13 protein-coding genes are annotated in these 16,558 nt (G+C 61.3%); 11 read left to right on the top strand and 2 right to left on the bottom strand.

Annotation, left to right across the window (positions count from 1 at the left end; genetic code table 11):
- The first annotated feature begins 1 nt into the window (after window position 1).
- The 9 genes from Pla111_RS15235 (at window position 2) to Pla111_RS15275 (ending at window position 11,516) form a co-directional block, all read left to right on the top strand.
- The gene (locus Pla111_RS15235; RefSeq protein ID WP_146575309.1) at window positions 2-802 is read left to right on the top strand and encodes an ABC transporter ATP-binding protein; all 801 of its coding nucleotides are present in this window, start codon (window positions 2-4) and stop codon (window positions 800-802) included.
- Window positions 799-2,121: an ABC transporter permease gene (locus tag Pla111_RS15240; RefSeq protein WP_146575310.1), complete on the top strand. Its 1,323-nt coding sequence runs from the start codon at window positions 799-801 to the stop codon at window positions 2,119-2,121. Before Pla111_RS15235 ends, Pla111_RS15240 begins: the two co-directional genes overlap by 4 nt.
- Before the next feature lie 176 nt (window positions 2,122-2,297).
- The gene (locus Pla111_RS15245) at window positions 2,298-3,173 is read left to right on the top strand and encodes a sugar phosphate isomerase/epimerase family protein (protein ID WP_146575311.1); all 876 of its coding nucleotides are present in this window, start codon (window positions 2,298-2,300) and stop codon (window positions 3,171-3,173) included.
- 68 nt (window positions 3,174-3,241) lie between these two features.
- Window positions 3,242-4,291 (top strand): Gfo/Idh/MocA family protein, encoded by a 1,050-nt coding sequence (locus Pla111_RS15250; RefSeq protein WP_146575312.1) that lies wholly within the window; start codon window positions 3,242-3,244, stop codon window positions 4,289-4,291.
- 212 nt (window positions 4,292-4,503) lie between these two features.
- The gene (gene nagB / locus Pla111_RS15255; RefSeq protein ID WP_231931088.1) at window positions 4,504-6,480 is read left to right on the top strand and encodes a glucosamine-6-phosphate deaminase; all 1,977 of its coding nucleotides are present in this window, start codon (window positions 4,504-4,506) and stop codon (window positions 6,478-6,480) included.
- A gap of 46 nt (window positions 6,481-6,526) precedes the next feature.
- A complete protein-coding gene (locus tag Pla111_RS15260) occupies window positions 6,527-7,177 on the top strand; it encodes a hypothetical protein (protein WP_146575313.1) in 651 nt (216 codons plus the stop codon).
- A 290-nt stretch (window positions 7,178-7,467) separates the two neighbouring features.
- A complete protein-coding gene (locus Pla111_RS15265) occupies window positions 7,468-8,334 on the top strand; it encodes a Gfo/Idh/MocA family protein (protein ID WP_146575314.1) in 867 nt (288 codons plus the stop codon).
- 85 nt (window positions 8,335-8,419) lie between these two features.
- Window positions 8,420-9,478, top strand: a complete 1,059-nt coding sequence (locus Pla111_RS15270; RefSeq protein ID WP_146575315.1) for a Gfo/Idh/MocA family protein — start codon at window positions 8,420-8,422, stop codon at window positions 9,476-9,478.
- Between the two features lie 49 nt (window positions 9,479-9,527).
- On the top strand, window positions 9,528-11,516 hold the full coding sequence (locus tag Pla111_RS15275; RefSeq protein WP_146575316.1) for a sodium:solute symporter family transporter: 1,989 nt from the start codon (window positions 9,528-9,530) through the stop codon (window positions 11,514-11,516).
- 182 nt (window positions 11,517-11,698) lie between these two features.
- On the opposite strand, the gene Pla111_RS15280 is transcribed toward Pla111_RS15275, so the two are convergent.
- On the bottom strand, window positions 11,699-12,865 hold the full coding sequence (locus tag Pla111_RS15280) for a lipid-binding SYLF domain-containing protein (protein WP_197525070.1): 1,167 nt from the start codon (window positions 12,863-12,865) through the stop codon (window positions 11,699-11,701).
- Between the two features lie 327 nt (window positions 12,866-13,192).
- Between Pla111_RS15280 and Pla111_RS15285 the strand changes: the two genes are divergently transcribed.
- Both Pla111_RS15285 and Pla111_RS15290 read left to right on the top strand, forming a co-directional pair.
- The gene (locus tag Pla111_RS15285) at window positions 13,193-14,512 is read left to right on the top strand and encodes a serine/threonine-protein kinase (protein WP_146575317.1); all 1,320 of its coding nucleotides are present in this window, start codon (window positions 13,193-13,195) and stop codon (window positions 14,510-14,512) included.
- 15 nt (window positions 14,513-14,527) lie between these two features.
- Window positions 14,528-15,340 carry a PP2C family protein-serine/threonine phosphatase gene (locus Pla111_RS15290; protein WP_146575318.1) on the top strand — a complete coding sequence of 271 codons (813 nt, stop codon included), beginning with the start codon at window positions 14,528-14,530 and terminating at the stop codon, window positions 15,338-15,340.
- Window positions 15,341-15,470: 130 nt separating this feature from the next.
- Here the strand turns inward: Pla111_RS15290 and Pla111_RS15295 are convergent, their stop codons facing one another.
- The gene (locus tag Pla111_RS15295; RefSeq protein WP_146575319.1) at window positions 15,471-16,556 is read right to left on the bottom strand and encodes a succinylglutamate desuccinylase/aspartoacylase family protein; all 1,086 of its coding nucleotides are present in this window, start codon (window positions 16,554-16,556) and stop codon (window positions 15,471-15,473) included.
- Window positions 16,557-16,558: the final 2 nt, after the last annotated feature.

The raw sequence follows: 16,558 nt of genomic DNA on the forward strand, positions 1-16,558 counted from the left end.
CATGCCCGCCTCAGCATCTAACGAGATGCCTGCCGCTGACCTGCCACCCCGCACAGAAAAACTGGCGGCGAGCATCCGCCAGTTGTGCAAAGAGTACCGCTTGAGCAGCGGCTCTGTTGTCGCGCTGCGAGACGTCTCCTTCGATGTGCCTGAGGGAGACTTTGTCTCGATTATGGGGCCCTCGGGGTCGGGTAAGAGCACGCTACTCAATCTCCTGGGCTGCTTGGATCGGCCCACGAGCGGGGGATACTTCTTGGGCACCGACGATGTGGCGCGGATGTCAGACGATCAACTCGCCGATGTGCGTGCCAATCGTCTGGGGTTCGTCTTTCAATCGTTCAACCTGTTGCCCGCCCTCTCGGTGTTAGAGAATATCGAGCTTCCGCTGCACTACAGCGGACAGCTTAGTCGTACCTCGCGGCAGCGGTGCGAACGACTCGCACAGCGTGTCGGTCTGGGGGATCGGATGGATCACCGCCCGATGCAGCTCTCGGGCGGACAGCAGCAACGGGTGGCGATCGCTCGCAGCCTGGTCAACGACCCGCGTTTCTTGCTCGCCGACGAGCCGACCGGGAACCTGGATACTTCAACCACCGCCGAGATCCTCGATCTGCTGACCGAACTCAATAACGAAGGGCGGACCATCTTGCTCGTGACCCACGAGCCGGAGGTCGCGGACCTGACTCGTCGGACCGTCGTGCTGCGTGACGGGGGGCTCATCTACGATGGCCCCCCCACCGGTGCCCGAGCCGCGCTGCAAGCCACAGCGGTTCGCGCGACGGCATCGGAGGTACACCGATGACCGCTGCCCTGGCACGCTATAGCCGCACAGTGCGGCTGAGCATCAAGAGTTTGCTCTTGCACCCCATGCGGTCGGCACTCACCGTGCTCGGCATCTTGATTGGGGTCACGAGTGTGGTTTGGCTGCTCGCGATTGGCGAGGGGATTAGCCAGGCCTCGCAGCAGCAGATCGCAGCGCTCGGGGCCAACAACATTATCGTGCGTACGATCAAGCCCACGAGCGATGATTTTGACGGCAGCGGATACGGGGTGACTCGCGCCGACTATGTAACGCTTAACTCAACGCTTCCAACCATCGATGCGGCCGTTCCGATTCGAGAAGTAAAGGCCGAGCTACGCCGCGGCCGACGCTCGTACGAAGGAAGACTCGTTGGTTCAACACCAGAATACGAGCGGGTCGCGCGCCTCAAAATCGCTGAGGGTCGGTTCTTGACCGATATCGATGGCGAACGCCAACGCAATCACTGCGTGCTCTCGGCTCAAGTCGCGGAGAAGCTTTGGCCGATTGGCTCTCCGCTTGGGGACTTCGTGCAGGTCGATCACGAGTTCTACAAAGTGGTTGGAATTGTCGAACCCCGTGCGGCATCGGCCGGCATCGGAGGCTCGATGGCCGCAGAAGATTATTCGAAGGATGTGTACATCCCGATCCGGACGATGTGGCAGCGACTGGGGGACCAAATCATCCAGGTGCAACCGGGACAGTTTCGACGCGATCTTATCGAGATGACCCAGGTCACCCTCCGAGTCGGGCAGCCAGATGAAGTGATTCGTACGGCCGACGTGGTCCGCAACACGCTGGATCGGACCCACACGCTCGAGGACTATGCCGTAACCGTTCCCATGGAGCTGCTGGAGCAAGCGAACACGACACGGCTGATGTTCATGGTGCTGCTGGGCATCATCGCGGCGATCTCGCTCGTGGTGGGTGGCATCGGGATCATGAATATCATGCTGGCCACCGTGACCGAGCGGACACGCGAGATTGGCATCCGCCGTGCGCTGGGGGCCAAACGCCGTGACATCGTCGGGCAGTTTCTGACCGAGAGCGTCGTGCTGTCGATTGTTGGCGGGGCGCTCGGAGTAGCGGGCGGGTTGCTCTGTCGGCCGGGAGCCTTGTGGATACGCGATCTTTTGGAGCGTTCCATCCCCGAGCAGATGGCCGCCCTGCCCGATATCGTACGCAACATCGAGCCCCAGCTCGTCCCGTGGTCGATTCCGCTAGCGCTCGGGATCTCGGCCGTTGTGGGCGTGGTCTTTGGTGTCTATCCGGCGGTCCGCGCAGCGCGACTTGATCCGATTGAGGCGCTCCGCCACAACTAATGGCTCAAAGGGAGACGACGGGCGTGGTGAAGGAGTGGTGAAGAGCTGGCCGCGATGGACTATTGACGATCAGCGAGCTGCGAAACACAACACTAGCTGATCCTCGCGTCCTGCCGGATCGGCTGATGCGGGTGTAATAACCGACCTACTACTGTCCCCTTTGCGAACCCTGTTTTATGTCTTCACGCCCGCTAGGCGTCTTCGCCAGTATCGATGCCGGTTTAGGTGTGCATCTTGACGTCGTTCACGAGCTGGGCGTTCCGACGATCCACCTGCACACGCCTCAGGCCACGACACGCACTGAAGATAACGCGGCCCGCTTTCGGGACCGACTCAGCGAGCTGGGCATTCAGATTTCGGTGGTGTTCGCGGGTTTCGAGGGAGAGAGCTACGCCGATATCCCGACAACGGCTCGCACCGTGGGCCTCGCCCCCGCCGCAACGCGTTCCCAACGCCTCGAAGAGCTGAAAGAAATCGCCGACTTTGCTCGACAGCTGTCGGACGATGCCGTGGCTTACGGCGGGGGCATGATCCCGGTCGGTTTGCACATTGGCTTCGTGCCGCATGACGAGAACGATGCTGAGTACCAAGCGATTGTCGCCGCAGCCCGTTCCATCTGCGATCATTGTGCCCCTCACGGGCAGGCGGTTCATCTCGAAACCGGTCAAGAGCCGGCAGAGGTGCTGCTGGCGTTTCTTGAAGCGGTTGGCCGCTCCAATCTGTTTATCAATTTCGATCCGGCCAACATGATTCTGTACGGCTGTGGCGAGCCCTTGGAGGCGCTGCGGAAGGTGGGACCCTACGTGAAGAGCGTCCACTGCAAAGACGCAACGGGGAGCGATCAGCCGGGGGTGACCTGGGGGGTCGAGACGCCGCTTGGCGCGGGGGAAGTCGACTTCCGAAGGTTCATCGCGGTGCTCGATGAGATCGGATATCGTGGTCCGCTGACGATCGAGCGCGAGATTCCTCAAGAGCCGAGTCGCCAAAAAATGGAGATCGGCACCGCGCTGGACCTGCTCCGCACGATTCAGCGGGAACGGCTCGACTCTTAGTTCCTTCTTCCGATACGTCTTGAGCGAACATTCCTGCGACCATTGGCCTCAAACCGTCTGTCTCCGTCGTGATCAAAGTTGGCATCGTTGGTCTGGGTTTCATGGGCATGGTCCATTACCTCTCCTACGCGAAAGTGCGTGGCGTAAAGGTGGTGGCGCTCTGCGAGCGAGACGAAAAGAAGCGCGCGGGGGACTGGCGTGGCATCCAAGGAAACTTCGGCCCTCCCGGCGAGCGTACGGACCTGGCGGGCGTCACGGCCTATGCCGAGGTCGATGACCTGCTGGCAGATCCTCAGGTCGAGGTGGTCGATATCACGCTGCCACCCGCGCTGCACGCTGATGTCGCGTGTCGCGCGCTGCAAGCAGGCAAGCACGTCTTTTGTGAGAAGCCGCTGGCGATGCGTTTGGCCGATTGCGACCGCATCCGGCGTGCCGCCCACAAGGCCGACCGGCGGTTGTTAGTCGGACACGTTTTGCCGTACTTCCCCGAGTACGCATGGGCTCTGAAAGAAGCGTCCAGCGGCAAGCACGGCCGGCTTCTTGGAGGCTCCTTCAAGCGTGTCATCTCGGATCCCGCCTGGCTGGCGAATTACTGGTCGGCCGAAATCATCGGCGGACCGTTGCTCGACCTGCACGTCCACGACGCCCACTTTATTCGCATGCTCTTCGGCAGGCCCGTTTCGCTCTTCACGAGCGGTCGCACTCGCAACGGACTGCCCGAATTCTGGAACACCCAGTTTATCTACGAGGCCGGGGGCCCCACGGTCCACGCTGTCAGTGGCACGATCAACCAACCGGGCCGGCCTTTCCAGCACGGCTTTGAGCTGCAATTCGAGCGTGCCACGCTGGTCTTCGACTTTGCGGTGCTCGGCAAAGAGGCGGCCTACTTATGCCCCCCGACCGTGATCCCCACTTCCGGGGCGGCCAAGCAGGTGAAGCTCTCCGGCGGCGATCCGATGCACGCCTTTCAAGCCGAGCTGCGGGACGCCATGCGGGCGATATCGACCGACAGCGAGGCATCGGCGCTTGAGCCCCAGCTGGCCCGCGATGCCATCGAGCTCTGTCATTTGCAGGCAAAGAGCCTCGCTGCGGGGAAGCCGGTAAAACTAAGCAGTTAAGCGGTAAACGCCGCTGGCTGCGCTAAAGCGAGAAATACCTACTCGATTCATCGCGGTCCTGAGCTGCTCGACGGTACAACCCCCGTCGCGGGCGGATAGAATCGCAGCTTGACGTCGATCGAACCGACCCGTGCCGACCCGTCGGGCACCGCCGAGGCTCGACGCTGTTTTCAGTCAACCCTACCGCACACGTCCCCCCTTATTGCCTCGTCATGCCGACCGAAGTGGACTCAGTTTCGATGGCTCAACTCGATCCCCGTAGCCAGATCGAGCGTATCCCCTGTCATGTGTTCCGCGATGCCAAGGACGCCAGCGTTTACGTTGCGCAGCAGATCGCCCACACGATCCGCGAGCGCGCCGAGGCCGGCAGGCCCTGCGTTCTTGGTTTGGCTACCGGCAGCACCCCCACGACGATCTACGACGAACTCGTCCGGATGCATCGAGAAGAGGGGCTTAGCTTTGCGGGAGTGGTGACGTTCAACCTGGACGAGTACTTCCCCATGCAGCCTGAAGAGCTGCAAAGCTATGTCCGCTTCATGAACGAACACCTGTTTGACCACATCGATATCGACAGGGCGAACGTCAACATCCCCGATGGCACGCTGGCCCCCGAAGACGTCCTTGCACACTGCTTGGAGTACGAAGAGAAAATTGCCGGACTGGGGGGGATCGATATCCAGGTGCTGGGGATCGGTCGTACGGGCCACATTGGCTTCAACGAGCCGGGGTCGAGCCGCGAATCGCGGACCCGCATGATCACGCTCGATAAGGTCACGCGTAACGACGCCGCGAGTGACTTCTTCGGTGAGGAGTACGTCCCCCGTCGGGCGATCACCATGGGGGTCGGCACGATCCTCGAATCGCGGCAGGTGTACCTGTTGGCGTTTGGCGAGGGCAAGTCACGCGTGGTTGCGCGGACGGTCGAGGGCGATGTAAGCAACAGCGTCCCCGCGACCTTCTTGCAGCTTCACAAGAACGCTAAGGCGATCTTCGACGAAGCCGCCGCGGCGCAGCTCACGCGCTACGAAGCGCCGTGGCTGCTGGGCCCCATGGGGGGCGAGCTGGAATGGGACGAACCGCTCACGCGCAAGGCGGTAATCTGGCTCGCCACAAAGATCGGCAAGCCGATCCTTAAGCTCACCGAGGAAGATTACAACGAAGAAGGCTTACAAGAGCTGCTCGCCAGCCGCGGTCGCGCTTACGATTTAAACCTACAAGTGTTCCGCAATCTTCAGGCAACCATCACCGGTTGGCCCGGCGGCAAGCCGGCCCATGCCCGCCAGCCCGGCGACCGTCCTCAGCGGCATGAGGAGATTTTCCCCAAGCGTGTGATCTGCTTCTCGCCCCATCCGGATGACGATGTGATCAGCATGGGCGGCACGCTGATCCGCTTGTGCGATCAAGGGCATGAGGTCCACATCGCCTATCAGACCTCGGGCAACATCGCCGTGTTTGACGACGATGCCGTTCGCTTCAGCGAATTCGTTTCCGAATTCAACCGTGCTTTTGGTCTGGATCCCAAGAAGACCGACGAGCTCGAAGATCACGTCGAGCAGTTCGTCAAGAACAAGCAGCCCGGACAGGTTGATAGCGACCACGTACAGGCCATCAAGGCGATGATTCGCCGGGGCGAAGCGCGTGCGGGAGCACGGATCGCTGGGGTGCCCAACGAGCGCTGCGTGTTCATGGACATGCCCTTCTATCAGACCGGACGGGTCCGTAAGAAGCCACTCAGCGAGGAAGACATCCAGATCACGGTTGATCTACTCCAGAGCATCAAGCCGCATCAGATTTACTGTGCGGGCGACCTCTCGGATCCGCATGGCACTCACCGTACCTGCCTGCGCGCGGTACTAACCGCCTTTGATCGGCTGAAGGACGAAGACTGGTGCCAGCAAGCCGTGGTCTGGCTGTACCGTGGCGCATGGCAGGAATGGGAGCCCCATCAGATCGAGATGGCGGTCCCGCTCAGCCCGCAAGAACTGCTTCGTAAGCGGGCAGCCATCTTCAAGCACGAGTCACAGAAAGATCGGGCGCTGTTCCCGGGCAGCGACCCCCGTGAGTTCTGGCAGCGTGCCGAGGACCGCAACCGAGGCACCGCCGTACTCTATGACAAGCTGGGTCTCTCCGAGTTCGAGGGAATCGAAGGCTTTGTCCGCTGGAAGGGTGACCTTGAAGGGCTGGTCTAGCCCCGTTTCTCACTTTTCAGATAGGCGTCGCGATGGTGGAGCAAAGGTGTTTGATCTCAACCCCAGCAGTTCGGTGAGCGGCAAGGCGTCGGCGATCTTGTTGATCGCGGCGGCTGCGGCGGTTGCTCGGGCCGATCAAGGTGATGTGCTGGCCATCGCCCGCTCGTATCCCGATGGGGGTGGCTACAACCGTACCTGGGCCGGTTCGGGCACGCCCGCAGCGGTCATGCATCGCGGTCAGCAGGTGCTGGCGACCGGCACAGACGGCACCTACTGCTGCGGGTTTACCTTTTGCGTCGCGATGCAGGCACTGCAGCAACGCGGTCTATTGAACGACAAGAGCTTTGCTGAAGTAAAGCACTTTCAGAAGCTCTGGTATGGTGCGACCGAGCTAAAGGAAGACACACTCTGCGTCCTGGCAGTAGAAACGCTCGGTGTGGGCCAAGCGGTTGCCCTCGAGGATTCCCAGCCCGGCGACTTTCTGCAGCTTTGGCGTACCAACGGTTCGGGGCACAGCGTGATCTTTCTCGAATGGATCGAGCAATCAGGCACACGTGTCGGATTCCGCTATCGCAGTTCGCAAGGCTCAACCGCGGGGATTGCTGACGCAGTCGAGTACTTTTCAGGGGTGAGCGGGGCTGAGGGCCGTGTCGACCGGAGTCGGACCTTTGCCTGCCGACTCAATTCGACCCCGTAGCGAGGGAGCTTTAGCCCGGCAGCCGCTGCTGGTGACCGACTCCAGAAGAGGGTCGTGGCCAAAGACTCGTAGGGTTTACGCCCGGTTTGCCAGTCTGTCCGAATCGCCCGACTTTCCTAACGAACGCAGCCGATTCATACTTCTACCCTGATTTGTACCGCCAGCCCGGGCAACAGCCACTCAGGGCGATTCGACCCAAGGTTGCCACTGGCGGGGCCTGCGCACCGGGTCTAATCTTCTCGACTGGCCCGCGTGGGCGAGCCGACGGAACACCTGCTGAGACACACTTGATGGCTATCCCCCAGAACACCCCCCTGCGGATTGGTTTTGTCGACGACGCGCTAGATAACTTTCATGCCAATACTTATCTGGCTGCGCTGCGCGGGCCGCTCGCCGATCGAGGCTATGTGGTTGCCGGTGCCACAGCCCTCGCCGGCGAAGCCGCCAAGCAGTGGTGCCACGCTAAGCAGGTTGAATGGTTCGAGTCCGTGGATGCCCTGGCGGCAGAAGTCGATGTGTTTGCGATCCTCGCCCCGAGCACTCCCGAAACGCATTGGAGACTCTGCGAACGTGTGCTCCCACACGGCAAACCGACCTTTGTTGATAAAACCTTCGCTCCGGATATCGCCACAGCAGAAAAGATCTTCGCGCTAGCCGATCAACACGGGGTTGCCGTGCAAACAACGTCGGCGCTACGAACGACGAATGTTCAAGCCGAGGTCGCAAAGCTCACGGAACCCCTCGTAAATCTGTCGCAATGGGCAGGGGGCGCGTCATTTGCTGAGTACGGCATCCACCCGGTTGAGTTGGCGGTGAGTTGCCTGGGCCCTGAAGCCCAACGCGTTTATGTCACCGGTGCGGACAGGCATCCGACGATCGTGATCGACTTCTCGGGGGGACGTGTCGCAACGATCGATTTCAACGCCGGCGAGTGGACCCCGTTCGATACGGTCCTAACGACCGCCAAGGGCTCCAAGCCCGTAACCGTTGTCGATACCACCCTGTTCGTTGATGCCGCTCGGGCGATTCTCGACTTTTTCGATGCGGCCCTCCGCGGCGACGGTCCGCTGATCGACCGAGCCGAAACTTTCGCCGTCATGCGAATCCTGGAAGGGGTCGCCTCGCCCGCCGCGCGAGTCAAGCCCCTCGAAATCTGAATCGGTTAACCAGTCAAGACCGCGTCCGCACCCCTCCAGCGGAGCCGTTGAAAAGCCCCCACTTTAGAAGCAGGACCAAACGAAGATGCGACTAGGAATCCTCGGAGCCGGGGCGATCGGCGAGAAGCACGCCAACGCGGCGACCAGCGTGGGCGTGGAAGTTACCCGGATTGTCGATCGCGATGGCGACCGGGCACTCGCTTTGGCGTCGAACTATGATGCCGCATCCTCGAATGACCCCAAGTCGCTGTGGGACGACGCAAATGTCGATGCGGTAGTGATCGGCGTGCCGAATTGCTTCCACAAGCCGCTGGCGATCGACGCGATGCGTGCCGGCAAGGACGTTCTGCTTGAGAAGCCGATGGCGCTGACCGCGGTGGAGTGCGATGAGCTTATGTCCGTTGCCGAAGATACCGGTCGGCTCCTGCAAGTGGGGTACGTGCATCGTTTTACGGCGGTTGGTTCAGGTGCCAAGCGGGTCGTGGATGCCGGCGAGTTGGGCAATGTCTATCACGCCAAGGCTCACCTGTTTATACGACGGGGCATCCCAGGCTTGGGCGGGTGGTTCACCACGAAGGCAATGTCAGGGGGCGGCTGCCTGATCGACCTGGGGGTTCACCTGTTGGACCTATCGCTCTTTTTGCTGGGGCAGCCAACGGCGGTTGCGGTCAGCGGCAAGACCTATTCGAAATTCGGCGTCAAGATGCGCGACTACGTCTACGAGTCAATGTGGGCGGGCCCTCCGAACTACGACGGCGTTTTTGACGTCGATGATTCGGCGCACGCGATGATCACTTTCGACACCGGGGCGACTCTCGATCTGCAGGTCACCTGGGCAGGCAACCTGCCGAGTGGCGCTTTGCCGGACTCGCTCATGGGGCTTTTCGGTGACCGCGGCGGACTCACATTCGAGCTTTTTGGTGACCACCTGCGGCTGGCACACGAGATCGGCGGCCGCAACGCCGACTCTAAGCTCGCTCTACCCGAAGCCGACCAAATGGCGCTGCAGATGGTCGACTTTTCCAACGCCGTAGCGGCTCGCCAGCACGGTGTTGGTGCCACTCCAGCCGAAGGGCGCAAGGTGCAAGCTCTGGTTGATGCCATCTATGCGTCTAGCGAGCATAATGCGCCGGTAACGCTTTAGCCCGCGCCGCGTTTCGTCCGACTCTTCGCTTTCCGAAACGATTCCGGGGATGGTCATCGCCGCACTGAAAACCACTACGCTGCTAACTACGGCACCGCTAGTTGCGGTAGCCGAGTTCGCCGACCAAGCCGTGGTGGTGGTCTATTTGCTTGGTAGCCTAGTACTTGGGCTGTACGCCAGCCGGTGGCTGCGCGGCCCCCAGTCGCCCTCCGCCGGTGAGGCCGAGGCCGGCGACCAGGCATCCGATCGCGAGGACGATTATTTCCTTGCGGGGAGGCGCGTTCCGGGCTGGGTAAACGGCGTTTCCTTTGCCGCGACCGCCCTCAATGCCGATGTTGGCCCCACCTACTGCGGGCTCGCGGTCGTCATCGGTCTGCCGGTCGCGTTTTTCTATCTGCCCCGCTTTGCGCTGGCATGGATGATCGCGGCGGTGCTGTTTGCGGTGCGCTGGCGTCAGTTGGGGGTGCGGACAGGACCGGAATTCTACGCCGTCCGCTTTTCCGGCAGCCGTACACGGATCATGCGCATCTATATGGCGCTGTTCATGGTGCTGGTGAACATGGTTCCGTGGATCGGTGCCGGCATGCTTGGCGTTCACAAGATCTTTGGTCCGGCGTTCGACATCGACCCGCTCGCTGCGAGCTGGGGCGTCGATCCCAAGCTCGTGACGCTCGGGATGGTGATGCCCGTGCTGATGCTCTACGTCTGGACCAGCGGTTTTGCCGGTGTTGTGGTGACCGATGTGATGCAATCACTGGTGATCGTGGGAGCCAGCCTGATGCTGCTGGGCGCTGTCTTTCTCGAGCACGGCGGTCCGACCGGTCTTGCCGATGCGCTGCGCACCTCCCTGCCGCCCGAGCAGGCCGCTGAAGCCCTTTCGACATGGCCGATCTGGGACCACGCGGTGCTCGGCCCGATTGTGGTGCTTACCTGGCTGATCGTTCCGACCGTCGGACGCGGCGGGATTGTCGATCTAGAAGGTCAGCGCCTGTTTTCGTGCAAGAGCGATCGCGATGCCGCTCATATGAACGTGTGGGGCTTGATCGGTCTGTGCTTCATGCTTTTGCTGCTCACCCTGCCGGCGCTGGGGCTCTTGGTAAATCATCCTGAGCTGTACACGGCACCACCCGCCGAGCGCGAAAAGGCCTATGAGCTGCTGCTCAGCGAGTATCTGCCAACCGGCTTATTTGGGATCGCGCTGGCCGCATTGCTGGCCAGCGTGATGTCCACCATCTCGAGCCATCTGAGCTATGGTTCGCAGACGCTCTTGCACGATGTGTTGCGTCCGCTGCTGCCCGGACGTCGCTGGCTTGCTCCTGGCACCGCATCGGCGGTGTGGGCAGGCCGGTTGTTGATGCTTGTTATCCTCGGATTGGGTGTCATCGTGACCTTCAATGCGACATCGTTGATCGGCATCGCGATCGTGCTGGCCGGCATGTACGGTGCCACGGCAACGGTCTATTGGGGCCAATGGTGGTGGTGGCGCGTGAACTTTTGGAGCTGGCTCACCGCGATGGTCGGCGGGCCGATCACCTACGCTCTGCTGGGAGGCGTCACGCTGGGTGGCACGCCGCTCGTGCCCGGACTGCTCCCGCGCTGGGCCTGGTGGGCAGAGCAAGTCCAGAAAGGTCCGGCCGCGGCAGACGGTATGGCGATGCTCCAAGCCGCGATCGGCATGGCGCTCACGTTGGTCGCCTGGGTTGCTGTGACGCTCTGCACTCAACCCGAGCCGCTGGACGTGCTGATGCGGTTCTACAAACGGGCCCGCCCGATGGGGTTATGGGGGCCGGTTCGCAAAGCTTGCCTGGCTCAGCATGATCCCGCGTGGACCCCCCCGCCGACCGGCTTGCTGGTTAGCGGATTGGGCGTTGCGGTCATCGGCGCGGTCGCCGTGGGTGCCGGCACGCTGGCGTTATCCGTCGCCACCGTTGGCCGGTGGGGCGAAGCGACCCTCTTTGCCATTGCAGCTCTTATGCTTGGGGCGTTGCTCTCACGGTTGCTCGACAAGCACTTGGTAAGCATGGATGCCAGCCGGTAAGCCGGTCGATAGCTTGCGATACACCAGTGCTAGACGAACCGTGCTGGGGCAAGCGGTCGCTCGTGGTGTCGCTAACAAGATGAGAAGGTGGAGTGCGAGGGCGAACGAGTCTGACCACATCGCGCCATCCCTTCATCGCGGACGGTCTCCAGAAGACGCTTTTTTGATTCTGAGGGGTGCAGCTACTGCGGCGGTGGCGGAAGAACGAGCGGCTGATAGGTATTACCAATCAGCTGGGTGTAGTGTCGCACCAAGCCCAGCACGGTCTGAAATTCGGGCCGATTGGCGAGGCCCGCGTAGCCGGGGTTGGCAGCAACGGCGTTGTATCGCTGCGTGACGAGCGACATGGTCTCTGGCGAGGGGTGACCGCTCTCTTGGAAGATCTCAACCGGCAAGGACAGATACTGCTGCCACCCAGGGTCGAGCAGTCGAAAGAGCCGCGGAGAAAATTCGGCCAGTTGATCACGAATCGAAGCGGCTTCGTCCAGCGTGTGGCGCGATCCTAAGGTGGCTGTTGAACTGTCCGTAGCAGTTGTCGGCTCAGGGGCCGTAACGGTGTTGGAAGGTTCAACATACGCGACAACGAGGTTAACGAGCGCCTGAGCTTCTGATGGAACTTGCGGGGCACCAGCGAGCCCGGCTGCATTCAAGGGTCGGTAGTACGCCGCCGTGGCTGCTTGATCAAGCTTCAGGACCGATCCGTCCAGCGAGACGCCCGCGAACAAGCCGCGGCTGCGTGAGTAGGAGTAGACCTCCGCGGTGAGTCCGGTATCGGTTGCCGCGGCTGCTTGACGGCCAACCGGGCCCGCGGCGGCGGCGATATCGGCACCGATGGTGAGCTTGCCTTGTAGCAATGAGTCGATGCTCCGCTGAGTGCGGTACACCAGGATCACGTCGGTCGCCTGCACGCCCGCCTGCCAGCCGACGTTTCCGCCTGTCAGGGTCAGAAAGATCGGGGCGTGCCACACTCCCTGTGCATCCTTGGCAATCACGACTCCGCGACCGTGGCGGGCACCGACGATGAATCCTCCTTTAATTACCCGTGGAACAATCGCGATCCCTTCGGCTCCCGCGAGCATGGCGGTGGGAATCGCCGCTCCAGGGGTGCTGAGCATCTCTTGGAAGACGGTTGTCGCGTCCTCGATCACCCGCGATTCGTTCGAGACGATTCCCGTAGACGCGACAGAGGCGAGTTGCGGCGGCGGGGCGACAGCAGCCGGTGAAGGCGTCGGTGGGGGGACGGACGGCAACGGAGCGGGGGTCTGGCCGATGGCAGTCTCCAGAGGCCCCGCCAGCAGACCGAGGAAAAGGGCAACTAAAAGGCTCTTCAGGAGTGAGAATCGGCTCATTGTGGAGGTCGTTCAAAGGGGGGTCGTAGGCGTCGGAACACACCGCAAGCGTAATAAACCGTTGCGACACGGGGCTTCGAGGGTTCGTTTTCCCTTGGTCTGAGGATTAGGGCAACCGCATCTTGCCCGCAGAGCGGGTGATGGGGGAGGTCGTCCCCTGCGAAACGCCTTTAGTCGCCCTGTCTGTGGACCCCTTCGACGAAGTCCGGTTGGCAACAAACCGCCGTTTTTTTCGGGACTCGGATTTCGGTATGCCGTTGACCACGTGGGGCGAGGTATTCTAGAGCGTGCGCCCTGAGTTTCTGGTTTCCCTGTTAGTTGGATGCTATGTCAGCAGTCGACCGTTCGGCAGTTATCCGGTCAGGCACGCGCCTCGGCAAATATCGTATTGAGGGCAAGCTAGGGCAGGGTGCCTTCGCGACGGTCTACCGAGCTATGGACACGCTCGAAGGGATGCGTGTTGCGCTGAAGATTCCCAACGGCAGCGTGGTGGAGTCGGAGAGCAAAGACGATTTCTTGCGCGAGGTCCGCCTCGCGGCTCGCCTGCGTCATCCAAGGATCTTGCCGCTGAAAAGTGCGGACTACATCGATGACCGCTTAGTGCTTACCTATCCCCTGGGCGATAAGACCCTCGACGATCGATTGCACACCCGACTGACCTTCGCCACCGCGCTGGAGTACTTCGGGCAGATGCTCGAGGCGATCGCCGCAGCCCATGAGCAGAAGGTCATTCATTGTGACATCAAGCCCGACAATCTGATCTTGATCGACGACGAGATCTATTTGGCGGATTTCGGGATCGCAAAGATCGCCTTGCGTACGATCAAGGCTTCAGGATCGGGGACTGTCGGCTACTGCGCTCCCGAGCAGGCGATGGGCAAGCCCTCGTTTCGGTCCGACGTTTTTTCCGCAGGGTTGGTCGGGTATCGTCTGTTCGCGGGCAAGTTGCCCGAGTGGCCTTTTGACTGGCCTCCAGCAGGTTTCGATCGTCTAAAGCAGCGGGCCCACCCGGATCTTGTAGAGGTGTTGCGACGTTCCATCGCGCTCAACCCTCGGCAGCGCTACGCCACGGCGGCACCGATGCTTGCCGCTTTCCTACGAGCGAAACCCCACGCCGCACGCGACTCGGGAGCACGATCCCTCACGCGGACGAAAAGCACGACTCAACGGCATTGGAAGACCGTGCAGTGGCGCCAGTTTCAACGTCTGTTTGGCAAGCAGCTGGCGACACGCTGCCAGTGCAGCGAGTGCTCGGGCCCCGTTGCCGAATCGATGAAGTACTGCCCCTGGTGCGCTGCCGAACGTAGCAAGCACGTCGGAGAATCTCGGACAGATGAGTGTTGCCCACGGTGCGAACGAGGCCTCAAGCCCGATTGGCCCTATTGTCCTTGGTGTTACGGGCCCGGTTTTGAGGTTCACACCGATCGTTCGTATAGCGACGTGGCCTACACAGCCAAGTGCGCGAATAAGAACTGCCAAGACCGCCGGTTGATGGCGTTCATGCGATACTGCCCCTGGTGCCATCGCAAGGTGAAACGCAAGTGGAAGATCGAGGGATCCGACGAAACCTGCACGGGTTGTGGCTGGGGAGTTGTCGGAGAATTTTGGTCCTGTTGCCCCTGGTGTGGCAAGGCAATTAACCAGTAAGCGATGTACTAAGGCGTGATCGCTATCGAATCCTCAGCGCTGTACCGCGACCAAGATATGACGAAGCCCGACGAGCTCGATCGTCCGGGGCAGGTTGTCGTTTACTCGTCGCGTTCTCCCGGCAAACCGAGCGCAAACGAGGACGCCGCGGCGGTGATAGCGCGGAACTCTGACGAAGGAGTGTTGATTGTCGCCGATGGGATGGGCGGTGCCGCTGCAGGCCAACGCGCCTCGAGCCTTACGCTAGACGCGCTACAGCAAGCCGTCTGCAACGCCGGCGACGACGTCGCTTTACGCACAGCGATCCTCAACGGCATCGAATCGGCCAATCAAGCGGTCCTGGAGATGCGGATCGGAGCCGCTACCACGCTTGCGGTGGTCGAGGTCCAGGGAAATACAATCCGCCCTTATCACGTTGGTGACTCGGCGATTTTGGTGGTAGGGCAACGTGGACGGATCAAACTCCTCACCGTTTCTCACTCGCCCGTAGGCATGGCAGTCGAAGCCGGTGTGCTGGACGACACCGCGGCCATGCACCATGAAGATCGTCACCTTGTGACGAATGCGGTTGGCACCGTGGAGATGAGGATCGAGATCGGGCCTCCGCTACAGCTCTCGACTTACGACACGGTGCTGCTGGCCACGGATGGGCTCTTTGACAATCTCTCGATCAATGAGGTCGTTGAAGTTGTTCGTAAAGGCCCTTTAGGACGTGCCTTGGAGAGGCTCGCGGATCTGACCCATGAGCGCATGGCGGGTGTCGAGCCGTTGCAACCAAGCAAACCAGACGATCTTACGATGGTCGCATTCCGGTTGGTTCCGAGTTGATTGACGGGGCAGCCCCGATTTGCCAGCTTGTCGCCATTCTTTCGTAGGGCGACCAAAGCAAGTCCCGTCTCATGGAGCCGAGGCTCACTGCCGGAAGCCTAACACCACGCAGCAACCGTAGAAGTCTTGCTCATCCCGGGGTTGTCGTTAGGTCAGGGTCGTCGAGCACATCGACATTGCTTGCCAGGTCATCGCGGATACGCTCGTGCAGGCTGCCTACCTCCATCTGCGTGACGGCTTTTTCCGCTTTGCGCAGCTTGCTACGCCGCGCGTAAGCGAGGTGGCAAACCGGGTCGCCGGGGCCAACCGAAGGGATTGTCGTCATGCCCAGAATCACCGCGTCACGCGGTGCAACAACGCTCGATTGCTCATCCCCTACCAAAGAGGTGTTGGTGGCGATTCGATCTCCCTTGGAAACGATATCTCCCGGTGCGACGTGAAACTCGAGGAAGCCGCCGTAGGCGGCGCGGATCCACTGGGTGGCATCGGTTTCGAGTCGGTACGCGGGCTCGAGCGGCTCCCCGGCAACCATTCCCAGGCTCCGGAGCGAGTTCTCAATGCCATGCAGGGTGTACTCGACCATGGTCGGCTCGACCTTCCAGACCTCTCCTGCTTCTAGGATCAGCGTTGCACAGCCAGCCTTGCAGGCGGCAGCCCGGAGCGAACCGGGGGGGCCTTTGCTGTCGATGGTTAGTTCTGCTCCGAACGCTCTCGCGAACGCCGCGAGGCGTGGGTCCGATAGATCGGCCCGTACGTTCGGAAAGTTGGTCCGACGCAGTGCCGCGGTGTGCAGGTCGATACCGTATTCGCATCGTTTGACAATCGCTTCGTAAAAAGCACGGGCGTAACGCGCTGTCAGGCTGCCGTGCTTTGATCCCGGGAAGCTGCGGTTGAGGTCACGACGATCCGGCAGATACCGGGCATGGCGCTCAAACCCCAATAGATTAACAACCGGGACCAAGACAAGGGTTCCGGCAAACAACTCGAAGGGTTTGTCGCGGATGATCCGCCGGATGGCCCCCACGCCGTTGATCTCATCGCCGTGCACCGCTGCGGTGATCGAGACCGTGGGGCCGTCGATGGGACCGCGCCAGACGTGCAGCGGGATCTTCACGTCGTAGCCAGAAAAGCTCTGCGAGACGATCACTTCCGCGGAAGCGCAAGAACCGCGCGGCACGGTGTGGCCAAACCAGTCATCTTCTCGGAGGGTCTTCATGC

Origin of the sequence: Botrimarina hoheduenensis, from assembly GCF_007859815.1 — a bacterium.
Lineage (GTDB): Bacteria > Planctomycetota > Planctomycetia > Pirellulales > Lacipirellulaceae > Botrimarina > Botrimarina hoheduenensis.